Genomic DNA, 25415 nt, shown 5'->3' on the forward strand with positions numbered 1-25415 from the left:
ATTAGAACGTCTGACCGAGGGAGAACTGGAACACTTGGGTGTCGGCGTCGTCCGGCTTCTTGATTGGCATGGCCAAGCTGAAGCTGAGTGGGCCCAACGCGGTAATCCAGGTCACACCAACACCCACGGAGCTGGCCAGACTGTTCAAGTCGAGATCACAACCGCTGTCACCACGATTTTTCTGCGTGGAGCTGCAATTGGTATCGAACACATTACCCACATCCCAGAACAACGAGGTACGCAGGGAACGCTGGTCTTTCACGAAAGGCAGTGGGAACAGGTATTCCGCACCACCCTGGATCAACACGTTACCGCCAAATGGCAGCGGATCTTGGTCCGGGTCAGTGTAACGACCGTATTTGTCCTGACCACCACCGGCTACATAGCTCGGTGTACTGCGTGGGCCGAGACTGCTGTCTTCAAAGCCGCGCACCGAGTTGAAACCACCAGCGTAGTAGTTCTCATAGAACGGCAGGCCGGAGGTGGAACCGTAGCCATCGCCATAACCCAGTTCGGTATGGAAACGCATGGTGGTGTTAGTGGTCAGCGGCGCGAAGATCTGCGCGCGGTAGTCCAACTTGAAGAAGGACAGGTCGCTACCTGGAATGGTGCTTTCCAGAACCAGGCTTTGCGAGTGACCACGGTTAGCCAGTACGCCTCGGTTGAGGGTGGACTCGGACCAGCCGATGGAGCCTTTGAAGTTGAGGAAGTTATCCCCTTCCTGGTCGAGGAAGTTGATGATCTCGTCAACGGTGTAGTCACCGGTCTTGATTTCGTCTTCCTGTACGGTCAGGCCGAAGGTCAGACGCGAGGTCTCACTGATCGGGTAGCCGATGCTCACACCACCACCGTAGCTGTCTACCGCGTAGCTGGAAACATCGGTATCCAGTTCGTCGTAGTCAGTGGTGCGGTAGAAGGCGTTGTAACCCAGGCTTACGCCGTCGACGGTCCAGTAGGGGTCAACGAAGCCGAAGTTGTAGCGGGTCTGGTATTCGCTGCGGGTAAGGCCAATGCTGACCTTGTTACCGGTACCCAGGAAGTTGTTCTGGCTGATGGAACCACCGAGGATCAGACCAGCGTTCTGGGCGAAACCGACGCTAGCGGTAATCGAACCGGACGCTTGTTCTTCCACGCTGTAGTTCACGTCAACCTGGTCGTCAGTGCCTGGAACCTGCGGGGTTTCGACGTTTACTTCTTTAAAGAAGCCCAGACGTTCCAGACGGGTTTTCGACTGGTCGATCAGGTAGGTCGAAGCCCAGCCGCCTTCCATCTGACGCATTTCACGGCGCAGCACTTCGTCTTCGGACTTGGTGTTGCCACGGAAGTTGATGCGGTTGACGTAAGCACGTTTGCCCGGGTTGACGCCGAATGTGATCGAAACGGTGTGGTCTTCGTCGTGCGCTTCCGGCACGCCGTTGACGTTGGCGAAGGTGTAACCCTCGTTACCCAGACGGCGGGTGATCAGCTCGGAGGTGGTGGTCATCAGCTTGCGCGAGAACACCTGGCCTTTCTTCACCAGCAGCAGGGCTTTGACTTCTTCCTCGGGAACCTTGAGGTCACCGCTGAGTTTCACTTCACGGACGGTGTACTTCTGGCCTTCATCAACGTTGACGGTGATGTAGACGTGCTTCTTGTCCGGGGTGATGGATACCTGAGTGGAGGAGATATCCATATTGATGTAGCCGCGGTCCAGGTAGTAGGAACGCAGACGCTCCAAGTCACCGGAGAGCTTTTCGCGGGCGTACTTGTCGTCGTTCTTGAAGAAGGACAGCCAGTTGGTGGTCTTCAGTTCGAACAGATCAACCAGGTCTTCATCCGGGAACACGGTGTTGCCCACCACGTTGATGTGCTGGATGGCGGCCACGGTGCCTTCGTTGATGTTGATCTTCAGCGCGACGCGGTTGCGCGGCTGTGGAATCACTTCCGCTTCGATCTCGGCCGAGTAACGGCCCTGGGCCACGTACTGGCGCTGCAGCTCGTTACGCACACCTTCGAGGGTGGCGCGCTGGAAGATCTCACCTTCGGACAGACCGGACTGGTTCAAACCCTTGAGCAGGTCTTCACTGGTGATGGCCTTGTTGCCTTCGATCTCGATGCTGGAGATCGACGGACGCTCGACCACTGTCACGACCAGCACGGTGCCGTCACGACCCAGTTGGATGTCCTGGAAGAAACCGGTTTTGAACAGCGAGCGGGTCGCTTCGACCAATTGGCGGTCATCGGCCGTCTCGCCCACGTTCAGTGGCAATGCGCCGAACACGCTGCCGGCGGAAACCCGCTGCAGGCCGTTGACGCGGATATCGGAGATGGTGAAGGACTCGGCGTGAACTTCGGCGATCATCAGTGCGAAGAGCACCACAGGTAGCAGCAGCAGACGTTTCATGAAGTCCTTTCTTATTCCAACTGACGATAAAAAATCTGCCGCAGGTGCGGCACTTTTTGTAATTCGGTTAACGGTATAACGATGAAACTTCAGAACCGGCTCAGGTCATTGACCAGCGCCAGCAACATCACCCCAACCACCAGACTGATGCCGATCTGCATCCCCCACCCCTGCACTCGCTCCGACACCGGGCGACCACGCACCCATTCGATCAGATAGAAAAGCAGGTGCCCCCCGTCAAGCACGGGAATCGGCAAAAGATTGAGAACCCCCAAACTGATGCTCAGATAGGCCAGGAAATTTAGAAAATCCCCTACCCCGGACTGGGCTGAAGCGCCCGCCACTTTAGCAATGGTTATCGGCCCGCTCAAGTTTTTTACCGAGAGCTCGCCAAAGAGCATTTTCTTTAGCGAATCAAGGGTCAAGAGGCTCATCGTCCAGGTGCGTTTCAGCGCCTCGGACACTGATTCCAGGGGGCCGAAGCGGACCTCGCGGAGCATATCGGCCGGCCACTCGCCACCTTGCACACCCGCGCCAAGGTAGCCTGCATGAGCCTTATCCTTACCTTTGGCGGCCAAAGTGACGGGAACATCGACCGATTGCCCGTCGCGCTGCACCACCAACATCACGCGCTGACCAGCACGAGGCCGCACGCCATCGACCAGTTGTTGCCAGTCGCTTAGCGGGGCGCCGTCGAGGCTCACCAACCGATCACCTACTTTCAGCCCGGCAGCCTGTGCCGGACCTTCCGGATCAAGTGTCGCCAGCACCGGCTCCAATACCGGCCGCCAAGGACGAATACCCAGAGCACCAATCGGGTCCGGCTCTTCGGCGCCTTTGAGCCAATCCTGCAACTGAACTTGATAGGTGGATTCGGTGCTGGAGCCCGGCTCAAGCACCTGTACCGCGACTTGCCCGCTTTCACCCAAGCGGCGCACCAGCTGCAAACCAATACCACTCCAACCGGTGGTCTTTTCGCCGTCGACGGCGATGATTTCCTGCCCAGCAGTCAGACCGGCCTGCGCCGCCAAGCTCTGCGGCTCGACCGCGCCAATAACAGGACGCACCTGCTGGCCGCCCATCATGGCAAGAATCCAGAAAAAGAAGATCGCCAGCAGGAAATTGGCGATAGGACCGGCAGAAACGATGGCGATGCGTTGCAGCACCGGCTTACGGTTAAACGTGAAAGGGAGGTCTTCGGCGGCGATCTGCGCGTCGGTTTCACGCTCATCGAGCATCTTCACATAGCCGCCCAGCGGGATGGCGGCGATGACAAATTCAGTGCCGTGACGGTCGCTCCAGCGCACCAGCGGGGTGCCGAAGCCAACGGAGAAGCGCAACACCTTCACCCCGCAACGGCGGGCGACCCAGAAATGGCCAAACTCGTGGAAGGTAACCAGCACGCCCAGCGCGACCAGCAGGCCGCAGACCATATACAGCATGTTCATTTACATCCTCCGAGCTAGCGCCCGTGGTGACTCAACCAGTGTTCAGCTTGGGCTCGCGCACTGGCATCGGCCGCCAGCACGGCGTCGAGACTGTCCACCGGCAGGGCCGGCTGAGCGTTCAAGACCGCGTCAATCATACTCGCGATCTCGGGGAAACGAATGCGCCGCTTGAGAAACGCCGCCACCGCCACTTCATTGGCCGCGTTAAGCATGGCCGGCGCCGTACCGCCAGCCTCGGCAGCCTGTCGCGCCAGGCGCAAGCAAGGGAAGCGCTGTTCATCGGGCGGCAGGAAATCCAGACGAGCGATGGCGAACAGGTCCAGCGGCAACACCCCGGAATCAATTCGCTCCGGCCAGGCCAGGGCATGACTGATCGGCGTGCGCATATCCGGATTACCCAACTGCGCCAACACCGAGCCATCGACATAGTCGACCAGTGAGTGAATGACGCTCTGCGGGTGAATCACCACTTCGACCTTGGACGGCGGCGCATCGAACAGCCAGCAGGCCTCGATCAGCTCCAGGCCCTTGTTCATCATGCTGGCCGAGTCGACGGAGATCTTGCGCCCCATCGACCAATTCGGGTGAGCGCAGGCCTGTTCCGGGGTGACGTGCTGCAGATCGCCCAGCGGCGTCTGCCGGAACGGACCACCGGAAGCCGTCAGCAGAATGCGCCGCACGCCGACATTATTGAGGCCGCGCGCATAGTCGGTGGGCAGGCATTGGAAAATCGCGTTGTGTTCGCTGTCGATCGGCAGCAGCACGGCGCCGCTCTTGCGCACCGCCTGCATAAAGAGCGCGCCGGACATCACCAGTGCCTCCTTATTAGCCAGCAAGACTTTCTTGCCGGCCTCGACCGCTGCCAGGGTTGGCTTCAAACCTGCCGCACCAACGATCGCCGCCATCACCGCATCCACTTCCGGGTGCGCAGCCACTTCACACAGACCGCCCTGCCCTTCCAGCACTTGAGTCGGCAAACCGGCGGCTTGCAGGGCGGCACGGAGTTTGTCCGCTGCGGCACTGTCGGCGACCACGGCGTAACGCGGGCGATGCTGCAGACACAGCGCCTCCAGCTCGGCCAATCGCGAGAAGCCGCTGAGGGCAAACACTTGGTAACGCTGCGGATGACGGGCAATCACGTCGAGGGTGCTGAGGCCGATGGAACCAGTGGCTCCCAGCACGGTGATCTGTTGCGGCTGACTCACAGCGAGCCCCAGCCTGCGCCCCAGAGCAACACGGTGAACATGGGGATGGCGGCAGTCAGGCTGTCGATGCGATCCAGCACACCGCCATGGCCTGGCAGCAGGTTACTGCTGTCCTTGAGGCCCGCCTGGCGCTTGAACATGCTTTCGGTCAGATCGCCCACCACCGAGACTGCGACGATCAACGCCGTACCCAGCAACGCGAAGACAAACTCACCAGCGCTCCAGCCGCGAAAAATGCCGACGCCGACGGTTATTGCCAGGCAAGCAGCCAGGCCGCCGTAAACGCCCTCCCAGCTTTTCCCGGGACTCACACGCGGCGCCAGCTTGCGCTTGCCGAATTTGCGACCCGAGAAATAGGCGCCGATATCAGCACCCCAGACCAGGATCATCACGGCGAAAATCAGCCAGTTCGCCAGAGGCCACTGCTTGATCAGCACCAAACCCTGCCAGGCCGGCAGCAAAATCAGCAGACCGATCAGCACTTTTATCGGCGCGCTGCCCGACCAGAAACCGTGGCTATTGGGAAAACTCAGTACCAGCAGGGTCGCCACCAGCCACCAGAGAATACCCAGCACCAAGACCACAGGCGCCAGACCTGGCAGGTGGTAAAGCCCCACTAGCAACACCGCTACCGCTGCGGCGAAAGCAACCCGCACCGGCTGCGCCTGAAACCCAGCCAGACGCGCCCACTCCCAGGCACCGAGGGTTACAACGGCGCCGATAAACAGAGCAAAGGCAGCGCCGCTCAGCAGAAAAAAACCGCCAAGGGCGATAGGCGCCAGAATCAGGGCGGTGATGATGCGTTGCTTCAACATTGTGCGCGAGCCTCAGCTGCCACCTGCTCGCTGGTTTTCCCAAAGCGGCGCTGGCGGGTAGCGTAATCGGCCAGCGCTTTGCGCATGGCGTCGTGTTTGAAGTCCGGCCAGAACAGGTCGGAGAAATACAGCTCGGAATACGCCAGCTGCCACAGCAGAAAGTTGCTGATGCGGTGCTCGCCACCGGTACGGATGCACAGGTCCGGCAACGGCTGATCGCCGGTGGCCAGGTGCCCCTGGAGCAAACGCGGGGTGATGTCTTCCGGACGCAAATGACCGGCCTGCACCTGATGCGCCAACTGTTGCGCAGCCTGGGCGATATCCCACTGGCCGCCATAGTTGGCAGCCACTTGCAGGACAAAACGGTCGTTGCCGGCAGTCAGCGCCTCGGCTTCACGCATGGCGCTTTGCAGCTCCGGGTGAAAACGCGAGCGGTCACCAATGATGCGCAGGCTGATGCCATTGGCGTTCAGGCGTTTCGCCTCACGCCGCAGCGCCGAGAGGAACAGCTCCATCAAGGCGCCAACCTCGTCTGCCGGTCGATCCCAGTTTTCACTGGAAAAGGCGAACAGGGTCAGTACCTCGACGCCCTCTTCGGCACACACCTCAATCACCGCACGAACCGCATCGACGCCAGCCTTGTGCCCGGCGACGCCGGGCAGCAGGCGCTTCTTGGCCCAGCGGTTATTGCCATCCATGATGATCGCCACATGTCGTGGCACGCCCGGCGAGCCGGCTTTTACGGTCTTTTCCATGACGAGACCGGCCGTCAAACGGCCATCAGATCCGCTTCTTTCTGCTTCACAGCCACTTCAATCTCGCCGACGAACTTGTCCGTCAGTTTCTGGATATCGTCGGCCGCACGGCGCTCTTCGTCTTCGCTGATTTCTTTCTCTTTAACCAGGTCTTTGAGCTGGCTCAGCGCGTCACGGCGGATGTTGCGCACGGCGACACGACCGTCTTCAGCAGCGTCACGCGCCTGCTTGGTGAAGCCCTTGCGGGTTTCTTCGGTGAGTGCCGGCATGGTCACCAGCAGCAGCTCGCCGAGGTTGGTCGGGTTCAGACCCAGGCCGGAGCTCTGGATAGCCTTGTCGACGGCGCTGAGCATGTTGCGCTCGAACGCGACGATCTGCAGGGTGCGGGAATCTTTAACGGTGACGTTGGCGACCTGGTTCAGCGGGGTATCAGCGCCGTAGTAAGGCACCATCACGCCGCCGAGCACGCTTGGGTGCGCCTGGCCGGTGCGAATGCGACTGAAGGCGTGGACAAGCGATTCCAGGCTCTTCTGCATACGTTCTTGGGCATCTTTCTTGATTTCGTTGATCATTGCTCGCCTTCCTCGATCAGGGTTCCTTCCGCGCCGCCCACTACGATATTCAGCAGTGCGCCGGGCTTGTTCATATTGAAGACCCGCAGCGGCATCTTGTGATCGCGGCACAGACAGATGGCCGTCAGGTCCATCACGCCGAGCTTGCGATCCAATACTTCGTCATAGGTCAAACGGTCGAACTTTTCAGCATTCGGGTCTTTGAACGGGTCGGCGGTGTACACGCCGTCCACTTTGGTCGCCTTCAGCACCACATCGGCATCGATTTCGATGGCACGCAGGCAGGCTGCGGAGTCGGTAGTGAAGAACGGGTTACCGGTACCGGCGGCGAAAATCACCACGTCCCCGGAGTTCAGATGACGAATGCCTTTGCGACGATCGTAATGGTCGGTGACGCCGACCATGGAAATCGCCGACATCACGATAGCGGGGATATTCGAGCGTTCTAGCGCGTCGCGCATGGCCAGGGCGTTCATCACCGTGGCCAGCATACCCATGTGGTCACCGGTTACGCGGTCCATGCCGGCAGCGCTCAAGGCAGCTCCACGGAACAGGTTACCGCCACCGATCACCAGACCTACCTGCACGCCAATGCCAACCAGTTGGCCGACTTCAAGGGCCATGCGGTCGAGCACTTTAGGGTCGATACCGAAGTCTTCCGACCCCATCAAGGCTTCGCCGCTTAGTTTGAGCAGAATGCGTTTGTAGCGAGGTTGGCGACCACTCACCTGCTGAGCCATGCGTATCTCTCCTGCGGCGTTTGAATTCTGAACAGGCGAAATGCCTGCATTGATCGAGCGCTTGGACAGCGCTCAGGGCATTTGGTGCAGCACAGTGCACCAATACCGTTTACATATGCAATTGTCGGCCCCATTTCGACAAAGAGGCTGCGCGCGTGAGCGGGCAGCCTCTTCGGGGCGACAGGTAAAAACCCGTCTTACTGCTTGCTGGCAGCCAGTTGAGCCGCTACTTCGTCAGCGAAGTTCGATTCAACTTTCTCGATGCCTTCACCTACGCCGTAACGTACGAAGGAAACGATTTCAGCGCCGGCTTTCTTGGCCAGAGCACCAACGGTGACTTCTGGATCTTTCACGAAAGACTGCTCAACCAAGCTGGCTTCGGCCAGGAACTTGGAGATACGACCGGCAACCATCTTCTCGACGATCTCGGCTGGCTTGCCTTTGATCTTGTCTTCGTTCAGGGACAGGAAAACGCCCTTCTCGCGCTCGATGGCTTCAGCGGAAACTTCCGATGGCAGCAGGAACTCAGGGTTGCTGGCAGCAACGTGCATAGCGATGTCGCGAGCCAGTTCCGGAGTACCGCCTTTCAGCGAAACGATCACGCCGATTTTGTTGCCGTGAACGTAAGCACCCAGCACGTCGCCTTCAACAGCGGTCAGACGGCGAATGTTGACGTTCTCACCAACCTTGGCAACCAGCTCAACACGAGCGGTTTCGCGAGCAGCGATCAGCGGCTCAACGGTGGTCAGGTTTTCGGCCAGAGCCTGGTCGATGCTGTCGGCTACGAACTTCTTGAAGTCGTCTTGCAGAGCCAGGAAGTCGGTCTGCGAGTTCACTTCCATGATCACGGCACGCTTGTTGTCAGCAGTAACCTTGACCGCGATGGCGCCTTCGGCAGCCACGTTACCGGCTTTCTTGGCGGCCTTGATGGCGCCTGAAGCACGCATATCGTCGATGGCTTTCTCGATGTCGCCGCCAGCCTTGGTCAAGGCCTTTTTGCAATCCATCATGCCTTCGCCAGTACGCTCACGCAGTTCTTTGACCAGCGCTGCAGTAATCTCTGCCATTTCGAAATCCTCTTGGATAAGTCCCACCCGGCGGGCCGGATGATGATCAATTCTAAGGTGGCAAAAAGGGGGCCTAGCCCCCTTTTTGCTAACCGAGAGACGCTAGAAGCGGTCTACTCAGCCTTCAGCTTGTTCAGCAGCAACAGGAGCTTCGACGAATTCGTCGGTGCCGCCGTTGGCGTTGCTGCGGCCACGCACTACTGCGTCAGCCATTGCACCCATGTACAGCTGGATGGCGCGGATGGCGTCATCGTTGCCTGGGATGATGAAGTCAACACCTTCCGGACTGCTGTTGGTATCGACTACGCCGATAACCGGGATGCCGAGCTTGTTAGCTTCGGTGATAGCAATGCGCTCGTGATCAACGTCGATTACGAACAGGGCATCAGGCAGGCCGCCCATGTCCTTGATACCACCCAGGCTGCGATCCAGTTTTTCCAGATCACGAGTACGCATCAAAGCTTCTTTTTTGGTCAGTTTGGTGAAAGTGCCGTCTTGCGACTGAACTTCCAACTCACGCAGACGCTTGATCGACTGGCGGATGGTTTTGTAGTTGGTCAGCATGCCGCCCAACCAGCGGTGATCGACGAACGGCGAACCGCAACGTGCTGCTTCTTCAGCAACGATCTTGCCAGCGGAACGCTTGGTGCCGACGAACAGAATCTTGTTTTTGCCCGAAGCCAGTTTCTCAACGAACGACAGAGCGTCGTTGAACATCGGCAGGGTTTTTTCCAGGTTGATGATGTGGATCTTGTTGCGCGCGCCGAAAATGTACTTGCCCATTTTCGGGTTCCAGTAACGGGTCTGGTGGCCGAAGTGCACACCGGCCTTCAGCATATCGCGCATATTGACTTGGGACATGATAGTTCCTTGATAAGTCGGGTTAGGCCTCCACGTATCCCAATGACCAACCCCCAGCCGTTCTTTATAAGGAACTACTGAGAGGCACCCAGGCCATCGTGTCGACACGTGTGTGGGGTTTAGGCTTTCGGACTGGTGCCCGGAAAGCGGCGCATTTTATACCACAGCAGAGCAGCAAACGGAACCCGAAAGTACGTCGCGAACTGACAACAGATCGAAGGTAAAACCCACACTACTATAAGGAAAGCGCCAAAGGCACGTAGGCAAGCTGCCCTAAACTGGCTAGTTAGCCCCCTTGGAATGCTAGAATCGCGCTTTCCGTATTTTTGCCGAGCGCCAAACGGGCGCTGAGAGAGTTCGTATGACCGTCACTATCAAGACGCCCGAGGAAATCGAAAAAATGCGCATCGCCGGCCGTCTGGCCAGTGAAGTGCTGGAAATGATCGGCGAATACGTCAAACCTGGCGTCACCACCGAAGAACTCGACCGTATCTGCCACGACTACATCGTCAACGTTCAGCAGGCCATTCCCGCGCCGCTGAACTACAAGGGCTACCCCAAGTCGATCTGCACCTCGATCAACCACGTCGTGTGCCACGGTATTCCGAACGAAAAGCCGCTGAAGGATGGCGACACCCTGAACATTGACGTCACCGTGATCAAAGACGGTTACCACGGCGATACCAGCCGCATGTTCCACGTCGGCAGCGTGCCGGTCTGGGCCGAGCGCCTGTCGCAAGTCACCCAAGAGTGCATGTACAAGGCCATTGAGCTGGTCAAGCCTGGCTGCCGCCTGGGCGACATCGGCGAAGTAATCCAGAAGCACGCGGAAAAGAACGGCTTCTCGGTGGTTCGCGAGTTCTGCGGCCACGGCATCGGCAAGGTGTTCCACGAAGAGCCGCAGATTCTGCACTACGGCCGCGCCGGCACCGGCATGGAGCTGAAAGAGGGCATGACCTTCACCATCGAGCCGATGATCAACCAGGGCCGCGCCGACACCAAGGTGCTGGGCGACGGTTGGACCGCCATCACCAAAGACCGCAAGCTGTCGGCCCAGTGGGAACACACCCTGGTGGTGACTGCCACCGGCTACGAGATCTTCACCCTGCGCAGCGATGACACCATTGCCCGCACCTCGGCCTGATCATCCCGCTCACCTATAGATAGAAAGGAAAGCTGCTGAATGCCGCAGGTGGACCCCGAGTTGTTCGACCGCGGCCAGTTCCAGGCGGAACTGGCGCTGAAAGCCAGCCCTATTGCGGCGTTCAAAAAAGCAATCCGCCGCGCCCATGAAGTGCTCGATGCGCGCTTCAAGGAAGGCCGCGACGTCCGCCGCTTAGTGGAAGACCGCGCCTGGTGCATCGACCAGATCCTTCGTGAAGCCTGGGCCCAGTTCGACTGGAGCGAAGACGCCGACATCGCCCTGCTGGCCGTTGGCGGCTACGGCCGTGGCGAGCTGCACCCTTATTCGGACATCGACCTGCTGTTGCTGCTGGACAGCGCCGACCACGAAATCTTCCGCGATTCCATTGAACGTTTCCTCACGCTGCTGTGGGATATCGGCCTGGAAGTGGGCCAGAGCGTGCGCTCGGTGGATGAATGCGCCTCCGAAGCCCGCGCGGACCTGACGGTGGTCACCAACCTGATGGAAAGCCGCACCATCGCCGGCCCCGAGCGGTTGCGCCAGCGCATGATCGAGGTCACCAGCACCAGCAAGATGTGGCCGAGCAAGGAATTTTTCGTCGCCAAGCGCGAAGAACAGACCGCCCGCCACGCCAAGTACAACGACACCGAATACAACCTTGAGCCCAACGTCAAAGGCTCGCCCGGCGGTCTGCGCGATATCCAGACCATTCTCTGGGTGGCCCGCCGCCATTTCGGCACGCTGAACCTGCATGCCATGGTCGGCCAGGGTTTCTTGCTGGAAAGCGAATACTCGCTGCTGGCCTCCTCCCAGGAATTCCTCTGGAAGGTGCGTTACGCGCTGCACATGCTCGCCGGGCGCGCCGAAGACCGCCTGCTGTTCGACCACCAGCGCGCTATCGCCAAGCTCCTGGGTTTCGAGGACAGCAACGGCAAGCTGGCCATCGAACACTTTATGCAGAACTACTACCGCGTGGTGATGAGCATCTCCGAGCTGAGCGAGCTGGTGGTGCAGCACTTCGAGGAAGTGATTCTGCGCAGCGGCGAAGAAAGCCAGGTGTCGCCGATCAACAGCCGCTTCCAGTTGCGCGACGGTTACATTGAAGTCACCGCCTCCAACGTGTTCAAACGCACGCCCTTCGCGATTCTCGAAGTGTTTGTGCTGATGGCGCAGAACCCCGAAATCAAAGGCGTGCGCGCTGACACCGTGCGCCTGTTGCGCGAGCACCGGCACCTTATTGACGACGAGTTCCGCAAGGACATTCGCAATACCAGCCTGTTCATCGAGCTGTTCAAGTGCGAGATCGGCATTCACCGCAATCTGCGTCGGATGAACCGCTACGGCATTCTCGGCCGTTACCTGCCGGAGTTCGGCGATATCGTCGGGCAGATGCAGCACGACCTGTTCCACATCTACACCGTCGATGCGCACACGCTGAACCTGATCAAGCACCTGCGCAAACTGCAGTACACGCCGATTTCCGAGAAATTCCCGCTGGCCAGCAAGTTGATGGGCACCCTGCCCAAGCCGGAACTGATCTACCTGGCGGGCCTCTACCACGACATCGGCAAAGGCCGTGGCGGCGACCATTCCGAGCTTGGCGCGGTAGACGCCCAGGCCTTCTGCGAACGCCACCAACTGCCGGCCTGGGACTCACGGCTGATCGTCTGGCTGGTACAAAACCATCTGGTGATGTCGACCACCGCGCAGCGCAAGGACTTATCCGACCCGCAGGTGATCCACGATTTCGCCCAGATGGTCGGCGACCAGGTGCACCTCGATTATCTGTATGTACTCACCGTGGCCGACATCAACGCCACCAACCCGACGCTGTGGAACTCCTGGCGCGCCAGCCTGCTGCGCCAGCTCTACAGCGAGACCAAGCGTGCCCTGCGCCGCGGCCTGGAACACCCGGTGGACCGCGAAGAGCAGATCCGCCAAACGCAGAACGCCGCCCTGGATATTCTGGTGCGCAGCGGCACCGACCCGGACGACGCCGAGCAGCTGTGGTCGCAACTGGGTGATGACTACTTCTTGCGCCACACCGCGGGCGACGTGGCCTGGCATACCGACGCGATCCTGCAACACAGTTCAGCCCACGACCCGCTGGTGCTGATCAAAGAGACCACCCAGCGCGAGTTCGAAGGCGGCACGCAGATCTTCATCTACGCGCCCGACCAGCACGACTTCTTCGCCGTGACCGTGGCCGCCATGGACCAGCTCAACCTGAACATCCATGACGCCAGGGTGATCACCTCCAGCAGCCAGTTCACCCTCGACACCTACATCGTGCTCGACGCCGACGGCGGCTCGATTGGCGACAACCCGGCGCGCATCAAGGAAATCCGCGATGGCCTGGTCAATGCCCTGAGCCACCCGGACGACTACCCGGCCATCATCCAGCGCCGCGTGCCGCGCCAGCTCAAGCACTTCGCGTTTGCCCCGCAGGTGGTGATTTCCAACGACGCCGGGCGCCCGGTTACCGTGCTCGAACTGACGTCCCCGGACCGTCCTGGCCTGCTGGCGCGGATCGGCAAGATCTTCCTCGACTTCGACCTGTCGCTGCAGAACGCCAAGATCGCCACCCTGGGCGAGCGCGTGGAAGACATATTCTTCGTCACCGATGCGCACAACCAGCCGCTGTCCGATCCCGACCTGTGTGCCCGTTTGCAGGACGCGATCATCCAACAGCTCTCCGATGCCGACGGCAACCGGGTCGAACTCTCCCGTATCAGTATTTGAATAGCGACGCCCGAACATGAATGACGCCCTGAACAACCTGCAGCCCTACCCCTTCGAGAAGCTCCGCGCCCTGTTGGCCGGCGCCCAGCCGCCGGCTGAGAAGAAGGCGATTGCGCTGTCGATTGGCGAACCCAAACACCGCTCGCCGGACTTCGTCGCCAAGGCCCTGAGCGATAACCTCGACCAGCTCGCCGTGTACCCGACCACCTTGGGTATTCCAGCCCTGCGCGAGTCGATCGCCGCCTGGTGCGAGCGCCGTTTCAACGTGCCTGCCGGCTGGCTGGACGCGGCCAGGCATGTGCTGCCGGTAAATGGCACCCGCGAAGCGCTGTTCGCCTTCACCCAAACCGTTGTGCAGCGCAGCGACGACGGCCTGGTGGTCAGCCCCAACCCGTTCTATCAAATCTACGAAGGCGCAGCCCTGCTGGCCGGCGCCAAGCCGCACTACCTGCCGTGCCTGGAAGAAAACGGCTTCAACCCGGACTTCGACGCCGTCTCGGCCGACGTCTGGCAGCGCTGTCAGATCCTGTTTTTGTGCTCCCCCGGCAACCCTACCGGTGCGCTGATTCCGCAAGCCACCCTGCAAAAGCTGATCAAGCTGGCCGACCAGTACGACTTCGTGATCGCCGCCGACGAGTGCTACAGCGAGCTGTACTTCGACGAAGCCAACCCACCGGCCGGCCTGCTCAGTGCCTGCGCCGCCATGGGCCGCAGCGACTTTGCCCGCTGCGTGGTGTTCCACAGCCTGTCCAAGCGCTCCAACCTGCCGGGCCTGCGCTCCGGGTTCGTGGCCGGCGATGCCGCAATCCTGAAATCATTCCTGCTGTACCGTACCTACCACGGCTGCGCCATGCCGGTACAAACCCAACTGGCCAGCGTGGCCGCCTGGAATGACGAAGCCCACGTGCGCGCCAACCGCGACCTGTACCGGGAAAAATACGACGCCGTGCTGGATATCCTGCAGCCGGTGATGGACGTACAACGCCCGGACGGCGGTTTCTACCTGTGGGCAAAAACGCCGATGGACGATGCCCAGTTCACCCGTGAGCTGTTCGCTGAAGAACACGTCACCGTGGTACCGGGCTCCTATCTTTCGCGCGAAGTCGAGGGCTTCAACCCGGGCGCAGGCCGTGTGCGCATGGCCCTGGTCGCACCGCTGGCCGAGTGCGTGGAAGCCGCTACGCGGATCCGCGCCTTCATTCAGAACAAGGCACACGCATGAGCATTACCCTGTACGGCATCAAAGCCTGCGACACGATGAAAAAAGCCCGCACCTGGCTGGACGAGCACCAGATCGACTACGCCTTTCACGACTACAAAGCCGTGGGCATCGACCGGGAGCACCTGCAGCAATGGTGCAGCGAACATGGCTGGGAAAGCGTGCTGAACCGCGCCGGCACCACCTTTCGCAAATTGAGCGACGCTGACAAAAGCGACCTCGACCAAGCCAAGGCGATTGAACTGATGGCGGCCCAGCCTTCGATGATCAAGCGTCCGGTGCTGGACCTGGGCAGCAAGACGCTGCTCGGCTTCAAGCCCGATCTGTACACCGCCGCATTCAAATAAACCGCTGCCTGGCCACGACCAGGCAGGCGGAACAAAACACCGTGACAGCCGCCGCCATCCGGCGCGTCGACCTAATTCAGCAAGAGGAAACACCATGTCCAATTCCCTGTTCAGCCTGGCCTTCGGCGTCGGCACCCAAAACCGCGAAGGCAACTGGCTAGAAGTGTTTTACGCACAGCCACTGCTCAACCCGGCCAGCGACCTGGTTGCCAAGGTCAGCGAAAAGCTCGGCTACCAAGGTGGCAACCAGGCCATCGCCTTCACCAGCAACCAGGCCACCGAACTGGCCGACCTGCTGAAAAACGTCGACGCCGCGCAAGCCGCCCTGCTCACCCGCCTGGCCGAAAGCCAGCGCCCGCTGGTGGCCACCCTGCTGGCTGAAGACGCAGCCCTGACCTCCACCCCCGAGGCCTACCTGAAGCTGCACCTGCTCTCTCACCGCCTCGTAAAGCCGCACGGCCTGAGCCTGGCCGGCATCTTCCCGCTGCTGCCGAACGTGGCCTGGACCAGCCAGGGCGCCGTCGACCTCAGCGAACTGGCCGAGCGTCAGTTGGAAGCACGCCTGAAGGGCGAGCTGCTGGAAGTGTTCTCGGTGGACAAGTTCCCGAAAATGACCGACTACGTGGTGCCGGCTGGCGTGCGTCTGGCTGACAGCTCGCGCATCCGCCTCGGCGCCTATGTGGGCGAAGGCACCACCGTCATGCACGAAGGTTTCATCAACTTCAACGCCGGCACCGCAGGCCCGGGCATGATCGAAGGCCGTGTATCGGCGGGCGTATTCGTCGGCAAGGGTTCCGACCTGGGCGGCGGTTGCTCGACCATGGGCACCCTGTCCGGTGGCGGCAACATCGTCATCAGCGTGGGCGAAGGCTGTCTGATCGGCGCCAATGCCGGTATCGGTATTCCATTGGGCGATCGCAATACCGTGGAGTCGGGCCTGTACATCACCGCCGGCACCAAAGTGGCACTACTGGACGACCAGAACCAACTGGTAAAAGTGCTCAAGGCCCGTGACCTGGCTGGCCAGCCGGACCTGCTGTTCCGCCGCAACTCGCAGACTGGCGCGGTGGAAGCCAAATCGCACAAAACCGCGATCGAGCTGAACGCCGCGTTGCACGCGCATAACTGATAGCGCCACACCCTACGGTTAATCGACCGTAGGGTGTGCTGTGCGCACCATGGCGTACGCCAACCAATCGCCTGGTGCGCACAGCACACCCTACCTTGGAACCCGTTATGTCGCTGACCTCTCCCTGGCGTGCGGACTTCCCTGCCCTGTCGGCCCTCGCCGCCGAAGGCCAGACCTATCTCGACAGCGCCGCCACTTCGCAGAAACCCCAGGCCATGCTCGATGCCCTGCTGGGTTACTACAGCGCTGGCGCTGCCAATGTGCACCGTGCCCAGCACCTGCCCGGCGAACGCGCCACCCGAGCCTTTGAAGACGCGCGTGGCAAGGTCGCGCGCTGGCTGAATGCCGTCAGCCAGGATGAAATCATCTTCACCCGCGGCGCCACCGAGGCGCTGAACCTGCTCGCCTATGGCCTGGAGGAACACTTCCACCCAGGCGATGAGATCGTCATCAGCGCCCTCGAACACCACGCCAATCTGCTGCCCTGGCAACAACTGGCGCAGCGCCGTGACCTGGCGCTGATCGTGCTGCCGATCACCGCAGCCGGCCAGGTTGACCTGGTGGCTGCCAACCACCTGATCGGCCCACGCACCCGCCTGTTGGCGGTCAGCCAACTGTCCAACGTGCTCGGCAGCTGGCAACCACTGGCCGAACTGCTAGCCATCGCCCGAAGCCATGGCGCGATCACCGTGGTCGACGGCGCCCAGGGTGTGGTCCATGGCCGCCACGATATGCAACAACTGGGCTGCGACTTCTATGTCTGCTCCAGTCACAAGCTTTATGGCCCGGATGGCGTCGGTGTGCTCTACGGCCGCGCCGCGACTTTGCAGCGCGTGCTGCCCTGGCAGTTCGGCGGCGAGATGCTGTTGCAGACCGACTACTACACAGCCAAATTCCGTCCGGCGCCGCTCGGCTTCGAAGCCGGCACGCCCGCGGTATCAGCCGTGATCGGCCTGGGCGCGACCCTGGATTACCTGGCCAGCCTGGATAACAACGCGGTCCTGGCCCATGAGGCCGCCCTGCACCAAGAACTGCTTAGTGGCCTTGCCGCCCGCAGCGACGTGCGCGTTCTCGGCGCGCCGCAAACCGCCCTGGCCAGCTTTGTGGTGGACGACGTGCACAGCGCCGACCTCGCTCATCTGCTCACCGAACAGGGCATTGCCGTACGTGCCGGGCACCACTGTGCGATGCCGTTGTTGCGTGGCCTGGGCTTGCCCGGCGCGATTCGCGTGTCGTTGGCGCTGTACAACGACAGCAGCGATTTGCAGCGCTTCTTCGCTGCCCTCGATCAGGCCCTGGAGATTCTCCAGTGAGCCTGCCCGCAGCTGCTGAAGAGGCGCTGCGCACCTTCAGCGAACCTGCCAGTTGGGAGCAACGCGCACGTTTGTTAATGGCCTGGGGCGAGCAGTTGGCGCCGCTGAGCGACGACGAGCGCAGCGAGGCCAATCGGGTCGACGGCTGCGAAAGTCAGGTGTGGTTGGTGGGCGATTACCGCGATGGCCACTGGCAATTTCGCGCCAGCAGCGATGCCCGCTTGATTCGTGGTCTGCTGGCGCTGCTGCTGGTGCGGGTCAACGGCTTGCCCGCCGAGCAGTTACAGGCGCTCGACCTGACCCACTGGTTTACCCAGCTGGGTCTGGCCCGTCACCTTTCGCCTTCGCGCAGCAACGGCCTGCAGGCCGTGCTGAAACGCATGGCTGAACTGACCGCTTAACGCACCTCGAGTGTGGCGGCCTGGCCAATTGCCTGGGTGGCATCCTGGCCGAGCCACGTTTTGGCTTCAGGGGAACGGCGAACCGTAGCATCCAGAAACGCCGTGCTGACCGTCTGCACGTTGGCGATCTGGCGGGCATCGAACCAGTTCATGCTGTCCTGACCATGGCCCATGGTGTCCGGACGCGGCCGCCGTTTTGGCGCTTCGCCACCGTCTGCGCCCGGTATGCCACTGGTGCCGTCGCGACCGCCCGCACCCGGTGCCAGATCGGCATCCCGTTGCGGACGAGGATGGCCTCCCTCATCCGGCCCTGGCAGCTCATCCAGCGAACCGCTGAACAACTGGTGCTGGGCATTCTTGGAAATCAGCTGGTAGCTGCCCGGATTAGGATTACCGCGCCACATGGCCAAACGCCGCTCGGGCGAGTCCACCCAACTGAAGGGGTCTTCGTCGTGTGGACCGGTCACGCTCAACAGCGGCACGTCCACCCGCGCCACCGGGCTGCCGGGACCGACATAAGGGCTGAGCAGAATCACCGCTTTCGGTTGCCAGCCCTTGAGAAGGCTGTCACCTGCCAAGGCGGCGGCGGTCTGTGCACCGAGGTCATAACCGGCGATCACCACGTTGTTCCAATCGACACCCGCCACTTGCGGGTCGCTCGCCTGGCCGCGCACGCGCAGCTCGTTGAGCACTTGCTGCACCACCGCAATCCGCGCCTTCAGGGCCTTATCGGAATAAGCGCGCTGGGCGATGCCACGGAACGTACCGGCTTTCGCCTCACTGCTGGAGTAGACGGCACGGCCATATTCCTGCGGCTGGATCGACACCACCGCGTAGCCGGCTTCAGCCCAGGTGCGGCGCCATTGCAGGCCCGCGCTGGCGCCCTCGCCCAGGCCCGGCAGATACACCACCAAGGGCGCAGCAGCCGACGCCTGGGCCGGCGCCAACCAGCTGACGTCCACGGGCTGTTCGGCCACGGTGAACGCGGCATCCCATCCCTGGCTGGGAGCATGCTGAGGCGACTGATAAGACTTTTCGGCGAAGGCCGCGATGGACTCGTGGGGGTTACGCAAATCGTTGGGTTTGCTGGCGCAGGCGCCTAGCAAGGCAGTGGCAAGCACCAGTGCGACAGGCAGACGGCAGGCCTGAAAAGAATGTTTGGACATGCAAGGTATCCGCGAAAAAAACCGGCGAACCGGGGGCTTGCGCAGTGTGCCTCAAACGCTGTGAAAAGCGGGTAATGACTGGGTAATCGGCGGGTAAATTTCCTGATACATGCCGCTCCTACGATACGTGTTAGCCGGGCGCGCGCTCCGAGGGCCGGCGAATGCCGGCCACCAACTTATCCACAGCCTTGGCGGCGGCCACCATGCCAAAGGTGGCGGTGACCATCATCACCGCGCCAAAGCCGCCAGCGCAGTCGAGCTTGACCCCGTCGCCGACGAACTTCTTCTCCAGGCAGATGCTGCCATCGGGTTTCGGGTAGCGCAGCTGCTCGCGCGAATACACGCACGGCACGCTGTAGTGACGGCCCTGGGTGCGGGAAAAGCCGTAGTCACGGCGCAGCGCCGAACGCACGCTGGAGGCCAGGGGATCGTTGACGGTTTTGTTCAGGTCGCCAACCTGGATCAGCAACGGGTCGATCTGCCCGCCCGCGCCGCCCGTGGTGATGATCTGGATCTTGCGCCGCTTGCACCACGCAATCAGCGCGGCTTTGGCGTTAACGCTGTCGATGCAGTCGATCACGCAGTCCAACTGCACGGTGATGTACTCGGCCATGGTCTCGCGGGTGACGAAGTCGCTGACCGCATGCACCACGCAGTTGGGGTTGATGGCGCGAATGCGCTCGGCCATCACCTCGACCTTGGATTGGCCGATGGAGCCCTGCAGGGCGTGAATCTGCCGGTTGGTGTTGGTCACGCAGACATCGTCCAGATCGAACAGCGAGATCTCGCCGACGCCACTGCGCGCCAACGCCTCGGCAGTCCACGAACCGACGCCACCAATGCCGACCACCGCCACATGGGCGGCCGCCAGGCGGGCCAGGCCGTCACGGCCGTACAGGCGGGCGATGCCGCCAAAGCGTTGTTCATCTGTACTCATCACACCACCTCTATACCGCCCCCTTATATAAGGACGCGTCCGGCAAATCGGCGCGCATTATATGAAGCGTCACCGGCGCATGCCACGCTGGTTGTTCAAGTATGGTTCAACGCGTGCGCAGCGATGCTTGCCTATGCTTAACTGCCACCGGCACTTACACCCGCAAAGTGCTAGTAAATCGCCAGCTTTGCTGGGTCGGCGCAGAACTAAAAACAGGCGGTGCTGACCAAGGTTGGCGGGCAATAAAACCGGGCTATATGGCGGAGCTATACAGCCATTTGACGCCGGAGTAGGATGCGCGCCGACCGGCGCTCGCCGGCATCTCTCCGTTCCACCCTTTGGAACCTGAAACGTCTATGTCATCGCGTAAATTTGGACTCAACCTGGTGGTATTCGTGGCAATCGCCGCGCTCTTCACCGGCATATGGGCGCTGTACAACCGTCCGGTCACAGCCCCGGACTGGCCCGAGCAGATCTCCGGTTTCTCCTTCTCGCCGTTCCGTCTCGATCAGAACCCGCAGAAGGATCAATACCCGAGCGACGAGCAGATTCGGGAAGACCTCGAACTGCTGAGCAAACACACCGACAACATCCGCACCTATTCGGTGGATGGCACCTTGGGCGACATCCCGAAAATCGCCGAAGAATTCGGCCTGCGGGTGACCCTGGGGATCTGGATCAGCCCGGACGAGGAGCGCAACGAGCGCGAAATCGCACGCGGTATCGAGATTGCCAATTCCTCGCGCAGTGTTGTGCGGGTGGTGGTGGGTAACGAGGCGCTGTTCCGCCGCGAAGTCACCACCAAGCAACTGATCACCTTCCTTGACCGCGTCCGCGCGCAAGTGAAAGTGCCGGTGACCACCTCCGAGCAATGGCACATCTGGGAAAAATACCCACAGTTGGCCAAGCACACCGACCTGGTGGCCGCGCACATCCTGCCGTACTGGGAATTCATTCCCATGGAAGATTCCACCCAGTTCGTGCTCGACCGTGCGCGCGACCTGAAGCGCATCTTCCCGAAAAAACCGCTGCTGCTCTCCGAAGTGGGCTGGCCGAGCAACGGCCGCATGCGCGGTGGTGCGGATGCCACCCAGGCGGACCAGGCCATTTACCTGCGCACGCTGGTCAATACCCTGAACGCCAAGGGCTACAACTACTTCGTCATCGAAGCCTTCGACCAACCGTGGAAGGCCAGCGACGAAGGTTCGGTAGGCGCGTACTGGGGCGTGTTCAACGCCGCACGCCAGCAGAAGTTCGCCTTTGAAGGCCCGGTGGTTGCCATTCCGCAATGGCGCGTGCTGGCCATCGGCTCGGTGGTGCTGGCAATGCTGGCCCTGGCGTTGCTGCTGATCGACGGCAGCGCCCTGCGTCAACGTGGCCGCACCTTCCTGACCTTCGTAGCGTTTGCCGGCGGTTCGGTGCTGGTGTGGATCGGCTACGACTACAGCCAGCAATACAGCACCTGGTTCAGCCTGACGGTGGGCCTGTTGCTCGGTATCGGCGCGATCGGCGTATTTATCGTGCTGCTCACCGAAGCCCACGAACTGGCTGAAGCGGTGTGGGTACACAAACGTCGCCGGCCGTTCAATCCGGTGATCGGCGACAGCACCTACCGGCCGAAAGTGTCGATCCACGTGCCGTGCTACAACGAGCCTCCGGAGATGGTCAAACAGACCCTCGACGCGCTGGCGGCACTGGATTACCCGGACTTCGAAGTGTTGATCATCGACAACAACACCAAGGACCCGGCGGTATGGGAACCGGTGCAGGCCTACTGTGAAAATGTTCTGGGCCCGCGCTTTCGCTTCTTCCACGTGGCGCCGCTGCATGGCTTCAAAGGTGGCGCGCTGAACTACATCCTGCCGCACACCGCGCCGGATGCTGAAGTGGTGGCAGTGATCGACTCGGACTACTGCGTTGACCCGAACTGGCTCAAGCACATGGTGCCGCACTTCGCCGACCCGAAAATCGCCGTGGTGCAGTCGCCACAGGACTACCGCGACCAGGACGGCAGCGCCTTTAAAAAGCTCTGCTACGCCGAGTACAAAGGCTTCTTCCACATCGGCATGGTCACCCGCAACGACCGCGACGCGATCATTCAGCACGGCACCATGACCATGATTCGCCGTACCGTGATGGACGAGCTGAAGTGGGCCGACTGGACCATCTGCGAAGACGCCGAGTTGGGTCTGCGGGTGTTCGAGAAGGGCTATTCTGCGGCCTACGCCTACGACAGCTTCGGCAAGGGTCTGATGCCAGACACCTTCATCGACTACAAGAAGCAGCGCTTCCGTTGGGCTTACGGCGCCATTCAGATCATGAAAGGCCACGCCCGCGAGCTGTTCCGCGGCAAAGACACCGAGCTCAAACGCGGTCAGCGTTACCACTTCGTGGCCGGTTGGCTGCCGTGGGTAGCGGACGGCCTGAACATCTTCTTCACCGCCGGTGCCCTGCTGTGGTCGGCGGCGATGATCATCGTGCCGCAACGAGTCGACCCACCGCTGCTGATTTTCGCGATCCCGCCATTGGCACTGTTCTTCTTCAAGTTCGGCAAGATCGTGTTCCTCTACCAGCGCGCCGTTGGCGTCAACCTGAAGGATGCGTTCTGCGCGGCGCTGGCCGGCCTGGCGTTGTCGCACACCATCGCCAAAGCGGTGCTGTACGGCTTCTTCACCACCAGCATCCCGTTCTTCCGCACGCCGAAAATGCGCTCCAGCCACGGCTTTATGGTGGCCATGGCCGAGGCGCGTGAAGAGGTGTTCATCATGCTGCTGCTGTGGGGCGCGGCGATCGGCATCGGTATCGTCCAGGGCTTCCCGAGCAACGACGTGAAGTTCTGGGTAGCGATGCTGCTGGTGCAGTCCCTGCCTTACCTGGCGGCGCTGATCATGGCGCTGCTGTCGTCCCTGCCCAAGCCGCCGGAAGCTCCGGAAGTGGCGTTGGCTGAGTGATGCGGTAGAAATGAAAAAGGGCAGCCCGGTGGCTGCCCTTTTTTATGGGGAGATGCATCGCGGCTGAAGCCGCTCCTACGGATAGCGTGCTCCTGTAGGAGCGGCTTTAGCCGCGATACTTTTCAGTCAATGTGAAACGGATCGGCATCCAGATGCGCCGGGAATCGCTCGCGGTAGGCGGCCAGGTCGGCGGCCTTGAGCGTTACGCAGAACACGCCGTCGGCGTCTTGCGCGTCCAGCAGTGCCTCACCCTGGAAGTCGAGCACTTGGCTGTCACCGCTGTAGGGGTGACCCTTGCCATCGCTGCCCACGCGGTTCACGGCGGCCACGTAGCAGAGGTTTTCGATGGCCCTGGCGGGCAGCAGACGGTTCCAGTGCAAACGGCGCGCAGCCGGCCAGTTGGCGGTGTACAGCAGCAGGTCGGTGTCGTGGGGGTCGCGGCTCCACACGGGGAAGCGCAGGTCGTAGCAGATCAGCGGGCGGATGCGCCAGCCGTGCAACTCCATCTGCATCTGGCGTTCGCCGGGGCTGTAGTGCTTGTGCTCGCCGGCCATGCGGAACAGGTGGCGTTTGTCGTAGTGCAGCACGTTGCCATCGGGGCGCGCCCACAACAGGCGATTGCGGTGGCTGCCATCGGCGGCCTGGATGATCACGCTGCCGGTGACCACGGCGTTCAGGCGTTGGGCCTGGGCGCGCAGCCACGCGTAACTGGCGCCCTCCTCCGGCTCTGCCAACGCTTCGGAGTCCATCGAGAAGCCGGTGGTGAACATTTCCGGCAGGACGATCAGGTCGGCGCCACGAGCCTGCTCAAGGAGGGCCTCGAAATGGGCGAAGTTGGCGGCCGGGTCGTGCCAGGCCAGGGTGGTTTGCACCAGGGCCAGCTTGAGGTCGGGCAGGTCTTTTATGGCGCGCCCCAGGTTCAGATCTGACATAGCTTCTCCGCCGCCTGAATCAAGGTTTCTTCCCGCTTGGCAAAGCAGAAGCGCACCAGGCGCAGGTCTTTCGGCGCTTCTTGGTAGAACACTGAAATCGGGATGACCGCCACGCCGTGCTCGCGGGTCAGCCATTCGGCCATGGCCACGTCATTGAGGTCATCGCGGATGGCCGAATAGTCGGCCAACTGGAAGAAGGTGCCGGCGGCGCGGGTGAAGCGAAAGCGCGAGTTTTCCAGGCGGTCGCAGAATAGATCGCGCTTGGCCTGGTAGAAAGCCGGCAACTCGCTGACGTGCTGCGGGTTGGCCGCCATGAAATCGGCCAGGCCCCATTGCAGCGGCGTAACGCCACAGAAGCTGACGTACTGGTGCACCTTGCGCAGCTCGGCGCTCAACGCCGGTGGCGCCACCACGTAGCCGGTTTTCCAGCCGGTAACGTGGTAGCTCTTGCCAAACGAGCTGACCACAAAGGCGCGCTGATACAGCTCCTCGTGGGCCAGCACGCTGTCGTGTTGGGCGCCGTCGAATACCAGGTGCTCGTACACCTCGTCACTGATCAGGTAGATATCCCGGCCGCGGATCAGCTCCGCCAGTTGGTCCAGCTCCCGGCGGGTGATCAACGCACCGCTGGGGTTGTGCGGGCTGTTGAGGATGATCAGGCGGGTGCGTGGGCCGATGGCATCGCTCAGGCGTTGCCAGTCGATGGCAAAGTCCGGCTGGCTGAGCGGCACGTGCACGCAGCGGCCACCAGCGAGGTCCACCGAAGGCTCGTAACTGTCGTAGCTGGGGTCGAAGACGATCACTTCATCACCGGCGCGGATCAGGGTCTGAATCGCGCAGAAGATCGCCTGGGTGGCACCGGGGGTGATGGTGATTTCGCTGTCGGCGCTGACGGTGCGGCCGTAGCAGCTGGCGATTTTCGCCGCCACTTGCTCACGCAATGCTGGCAGACCAGTCATTGGCGCGTATTGGTTATGGCCACTCTGCACATGACGCGAAACGGCATCGAGCAAGGCTTGCGGGCCATCGAAATCGGGAAAGCCCTGGGAGAGGTTGAGCGCGCCCACCTCATTGGCCAACTGCGACATGCGAGTGAAGATGGTGGTGCCGATGTTGGGCAACTTGCTGGTGATCATCACGCCTTCCTGTTCGACCGGTCATGGCACGGCTGCAGCCATAAGGACAGGCAGAATAACGGATCGACCGGGCATGAAAAAGGGCACCCGGAGGTGCCCTTTGGCATATCGCTAGAACCTTTTCACCGCTCCGGTTAGAACTCGCCGTTTGC

21 protein-coding genes are annotated in these 25415 nt (G+C 61.3%); 8 read left to right on the forward strand and 13 right to left on the reverse strand.

Annotation, left to right across the window (positions count from 1 at the left end):
• Nucleotide 1: 1 nt before the first annotated feature.
• The 9 genes from bamA to rpsB all read right to left on the reverse strand — a co-directional run bounded on the left by bamA (nucleotide 2) and on the right by rpsB (nucleotide 9846).
• On the reverse strand, nucleotides 2–2383 hold the full coding sequence (gene bamA / locus C8K61_RS09155; protein WP_108095937.1) for an outer membrane protein assembly factor BamA: 2382 nt from the start codon (nucleotides 2381–2383) through the stop codon (nucleotides 2–4).
• 89 nt (nucleotides 2384–2472) lie between these two features.
• Nucleotides 2473–3831 carry a sigma E protease regulator RseP gene (gene rseP / locus C8K61_RS09160; RefSeq protein ID WP_108095938.1) on the reverse strand — a complete coding sequence of 453 codons (1359 nt, stop codon included), beginning with the start codon at nucleotides 3829–3831 and terminating at the stop codon, nucleotides 2473–2475.
• Between the two features lie 14 nt (nucleotides 3832–3845).
• Complete coding sequence (gene ispC, locus C8K61_RS09165) at nucleotides 3846–5036, reverse strand: 1-deoxy-D-xylulose-5-phosphate reductoisomerase (RefSeq protein ID WP_108095939.1); 1191 nt, start codon at nucleotides 5034–5036, stop codon at nucleotides 3846–3848.
• Nucleotides 5033–5851: a phosphatidate cytidylyltransferase gene (locus C8K61_RS09170; RefSeq protein WP_108095940.1), complete on the reverse strand. Its 819-nt coding sequence runs from the start codon at nucleotides 5849–5851 to the stop codon at nucleotides 5033–5035. Before C8K61_RS09170 ends, ispC begins: the two co-directional genes overlap by 4 nt.
• The gene (gene uppS / locus C8K61_RS09175; RefSeq protein WP_108095941.1) at nucleotides 5845–6606 is read right to left on the reverse strand and encodes a polyprenyl diphosphate synthase; all 762 of its coding nucleotides are present in this window, start codon (nucleotides 6604–6606) and stop codon (nucleotides 5845–5847) included. The genes C8K61_RS09170 and uppS overlap by 7 nt, the downstream gene beginning before the upstream one ends.
• A 14-nt stretch (nucleotides 6607–6620) precedes the next feature.
• On the reverse strand, nucleotides 6621–7178 hold the full coding sequence (frr, locus tag C8K61_RS09180) for a ribosome recycling factor (RefSeq protein ID WP_108095942.1): 558 nt from the start codon (nucleotides 7176–7178) through the stop codon (nucleotides 6621–6623).
• Complete coding sequence (pyrH, locus tag C8K61_RS09185; RefSeq protein ID WP_108095943.1) at nucleotides 7175–7918, reverse strand: UMP kinase; 744 nt, start codon at nucleotides 7916–7918, stop codon at nucleotides 7175–7177. The genes frr and pyrH overlap by 4 nt, the downstream gene beginning before the upstream one ends.
• Nucleotides 7919–8115: 197 nt before the next feature.
• On the reverse strand, nucleotides 8116–8985 hold the full coding sequence (gene tsf / locus C8K61_RS09190; protein WP_108095944.1) for a translation elongation factor Ts: 870 nt from the start codon (nucleotides 8983–8985) through the stop codon (nucleotides 8116–8118).
• 117 nt (nucleotides 8986–9102) lie between these two features.
• Complete coding sequence (gene rpsB, locus C8K61_RS09195; protein ID WP_108095945.1) at nucleotides 9103–9846, reverse strand: 30S ribosomal protein S2; 744 nt, start codon at nucleotides 9844–9846, stop codon at nucleotides 9103–9105.
• Between the two features lie 361 nt (nucleotides 9847–10207).
• Here rpsB and map point away from each other — a divergent pair, with 361 nt between their 5' ends.
• The 7 genes from map (at nucleotide 10208) to C8K61_RS09230 (ending at nucleotide 18141) form a co-directional block, all read left to right on the forward strand.
• Nucleotides 10208–10990, forward strand: a complete 783-nt coding sequence (map, locus tag C8K61_RS09200; RefSeq protein WP_108095946.1) for a type I methionyl aminopeptidase — start codon at nucleotides 10208–10210, stop codon at nucleotides 10988–10990.
• 39 nt (nucleotides 10991–11029) lie between these two features.
• Nucleotides 11030–13732 carry a [protein-PII] uridylyltransferase gene (locus tag C8K61_RS09205; RefSeq protein WP_108095947.1) on the forward strand — a complete coding sequence of 901 codons (2703 nt, stop codon included), beginning with the start codon at nucleotides 11030–11032 and terminating at the stop codon, nucleotides 13730–13732.
• A 16-nt stretch (nucleotides 13733–13748) separates the two neighbouring features.
• Nucleotides 13749–14954: a succinyldiaminopimelate transaminase gene (gene dapC, locus C8K61_RS09210; RefSeq protein WP_108095948.1), complete on the forward strand. Its 1206-nt coding sequence runs from the start codon at nucleotides 13749–13751 to the stop codon at nucleotides 14952–14954.
• A complete protein-coding gene (locus C8K61_RS09215) occupies nucleotides 14951–15298 on the forward strand; it encodes an ArsC family reductase (RefSeq protein WP_108095949.1) in 348 nt (115 codons plus the stop codon). Before dapC ends, C8K61_RS09215 begins: the two co-directional genes overlap by 4 nt.
• A 94-nt stretch (nucleotides 15299–15392) precedes the next feature.
• On the forward strand, nucleotides 15393–16427 hold the full coding sequence (gene dapD / locus C8K61_RS09220; RefSeq protein ID WP_108095950.1) for a 2,3,4,5-tetrahydropyridine-2,6-dicarboxylate N-succinyltransferase: 1035 nt from the start codon (nucleotides 15393–15395) through the stop codon (nucleotides 16425–16427).
• Nucleotides 16428–16534: 107 nt separating this feature from the next.
• Nucleotides 16535–17740 (forward strand): aminotransferase class V-fold PLP-dependent enzyme, encoded by a 1206-nt coding sequence (locus tag C8K61_RS09225; protein ID WP_108095951.1) that lies wholly within the window; start codon nucleotides 16535–16537, stop codon nucleotides 17738–17740.
• The gene (locus tag C8K61_RS09230) at nucleotides 17737–18141 is read left to right on the forward strand and encodes a SufE family protein (protein WP_108095952.1); all 405 of its coding nucleotides are present in this window, start codon (nucleotides 17737–17739) and stop codon (nucleotides 18139–18141) included. Before C8K61_RS09225 ends, C8K61_RS09230 begins: the two co-directional genes overlap by 4 nt.
• On the opposite strand, the gene C8K61_RS09235 is transcribed toward C8K61_RS09230, so the two are convergent.
• Together C8K61_RS09235 and tcdA are read right to left on the reverse strand one after the other, a co-directional pair.
• Nucleotides 18138–19307 carry an alpha/beta hydrolase gene (locus C8K61_RS09235; RefSeq protein ID WP_108095953.1) on the reverse strand — a complete coding sequence of 390 codons (1170 nt, stop codon included), beginning with the start codon at nucleotides 19305–19307 and terminating at the stop codon, nucleotides 18138–18140. The genes C8K61_RS09230 and C8K61_RS09235 overlap by 4 nt on opposite strands.
• Before the next feature lie 130 nt (nucleotides 19308–19437).
• A complete protein-coding gene (tcdA, locus tag C8K61_RS09240) occupies nucleotides 19438–20244 on the reverse strand; it encodes a tRNA cyclic N6-threonylcarbamoyladenosine(37) synthase TcdA (RefSeq protein ID WP_108095954.1) in 807 nt (268 codons plus the stop codon).
• Between the two features lie 356 nt (nucleotides 20245–20600).
• On the opposite strand from tcdA, the gene C8K61_RS09245 reads away from it, so the two are divergent.
• The gene (locus tag C8K61_RS09245; protein ID WP_108095955.1) at nucleotides 20601–23195 is read left to right on the forward strand and encodes a glycosyltransferase; all 2595 of its coding nucleotides are present in this window, start codon (nucleotides 20601–20603) and stop codon (nucleotides 23193–23195) included.
• A 122-nt stretch (nucleotides 23196–23317) separates the two neighbouring features.
• On the opposite strand, the gene C8K61_RS09250 is transcribed toward C8K61_RS09245, so the two are convergent.
• Both C8K61_RS09250 and C8K61_RS09255 read right to left on the reverse strand, forming a co-directional pair.
• A complete protein-coding gene (locus tag C8K61_RS09250) occupies nucleotides 23318–24127 on the reverse strand; it encodes an amidohydrolase (protein WP_108095956.1) in 810 nt (269 codons plus the stop codon).
• The gene (locus C8K61_RS09255; RefSeq protein WP_108095957.1) at nucleotides 24115–25263 is read right to left on the reverse strand and encodes a pyridoxal phosphate-dependent aminotransferase; all 1149 of its coding nucleotides are present in this window, start codon (nucleotides 25261–25263) and stop codon (nucleotides 24115–24117) included. The genes C8K61_RS09250 and C8K61_RS09255 overlap by 13 nt, the downstream gene beginning before the upstream one ends.
• Between the last annotated feature and the right edge of the window lie 152 nt (nucleotides 25264–25415).

The organism is Pseudomonas sp. GV071, from assembly GCF_003050835.1.
Classification (GTDB): domain Bacteria; phylum Pseudomonadota; class Gammaproteobacteria; order Pseudomonadales; family Pseudomonadaceae; genus Aquipseudomonas.

Excerpts from the sequence above, each read along its gene's own strand:
- dapC (WP_108095948.1), top strand. The coding sequence starts at position 13,749 with ATGAATGACGCCCTGAACAACCTGCAGCCCTACCCCTTCGAGAAGCTC.
- C8K61_RS09170 (WP_108095940.1), bottom strand. The coding sequence starts at position 5,851 with ATGTTGAAGCAACGCATCATCACCGCCCTGATTCTGGCGCCTATCGCC.
- dapD (WP_108095950.1), top strand. The coding sequence starts at position 15,393 with ATGTCCAATTCCCTGTTCAGCCTGGCCTTCGGCGTCGGCACCCAAAAC.
- pyrH (WP_108095943.1), bottom strand. The coding sequence starts at position 7,918 with ATGGCTCAGCAGGTGAGTGGTCGCCAACCTCGCTACAAACGCATTCTG.
- C8K61_RS09205 (WP_108095947.1), top strand. The coding sequence starts at position 11,030 with ATGCCGCAGGTGGACCCCGAGTTGTTCGACCGCGGCCAGTTCCAGGCG.
- C8K61_RS09250 (WP_108095956.1), bottom strand. The coding sequence starts at position 24,127 with ATGTCAGATCTGAACCTGGGGCGCGCCATAAAAGACCTGCCCGACCTC.
- tcdA (WP_108095954.1), bottom strand. The coding sequence starts at position 20,244 with ATGAGTACAGATGAACAACGCTTTGGCGGCATCGCCCGCCTGTACGGC.
- uppS (WP_108095941.1), bottom strand. The coding sequence starts at position 6,606 with ATGGAAAAGACCGTAAAAGCCGGCTCGCCGGGCGTGCCACGACATGTG.
- map (WP_108095946.1), top strand. The coding sequence starts at position 10,208 with ATGACCGTCACTATCAAGACGCCCGAGGAAATCGAAAAAATGCGCATC.
- C8K61_RS09245 (WP_108095955.1), top strand. The coding sequence starts at position 20,601 with ATGTCATCGCGTAAATTTGGACTCAACCTGGTGGTATTCGTGGCAATC.
- tsf (WP_108095944.1), bottom strand. The coding sequence starts at position 8,985 with ATGGCAGAGATTACTGCAGCGCTGGTCAAAGAACTGCGTGAGCGTACT.
- rseP (WP_108095938.1), bottom strand. The coding sequence starts at position 3,831 with ATGAACATGCTGTATATGGTCTGCGGCCTGCTGGTCGCGCTGGGCGTG.
- C8K61_RS09235 (WP_108095953.1), bottom strand. The coding sequence starts at position 19,307 with ATGTCCAAACATTCTTTTCAGGCCTGCCGTCTGCCTGTCGCACTGGTG.
- rpsB (WP_108095945.1), bottom strand. The coding sequence starts at position 9,846 with ATGTCCCAAGTCAATATGCGCGATATGCTGAAGGCCGGTGTGCACTTC.
- frr (WP_108095942.1), bottom strand. The coding sequence starts at position 7,178 with ATGATCAACGAAATCAAGAAAGATGCCCAAGAACGTATGCAGAAGAGC.
- C8K61_RS09255 (WP_108095957.1), bottom strand. The coding sequence starts at position 25,263 with ATGATCACCAGCAAGTTGCCCAACATCGGCACCACCATCTTCACTCGC.
- C8K61_RS09225 (WP_108095951.1), top strand. The coding sequence starts at position 16,535 with ATGTCGCTGACCTCTCCCTGGCGTGCGGACTTCCCTGCCCTGTCGGCC.
- C8K61_RS09215 (WP_108095949.1), top strand. The coding sequence starts at position 14,951 with ATGAGCATTACCCTGTACGGCATCAAAGCCTGCGACACGATGAAAAAA.
- bamA (WP_108095937.1), bottom strand. The coding sequence starts at position 2,383 with ATGAAACGTCTGCTGCTGCTACCTGTGGTGCTCTTCGCACTGATGATC.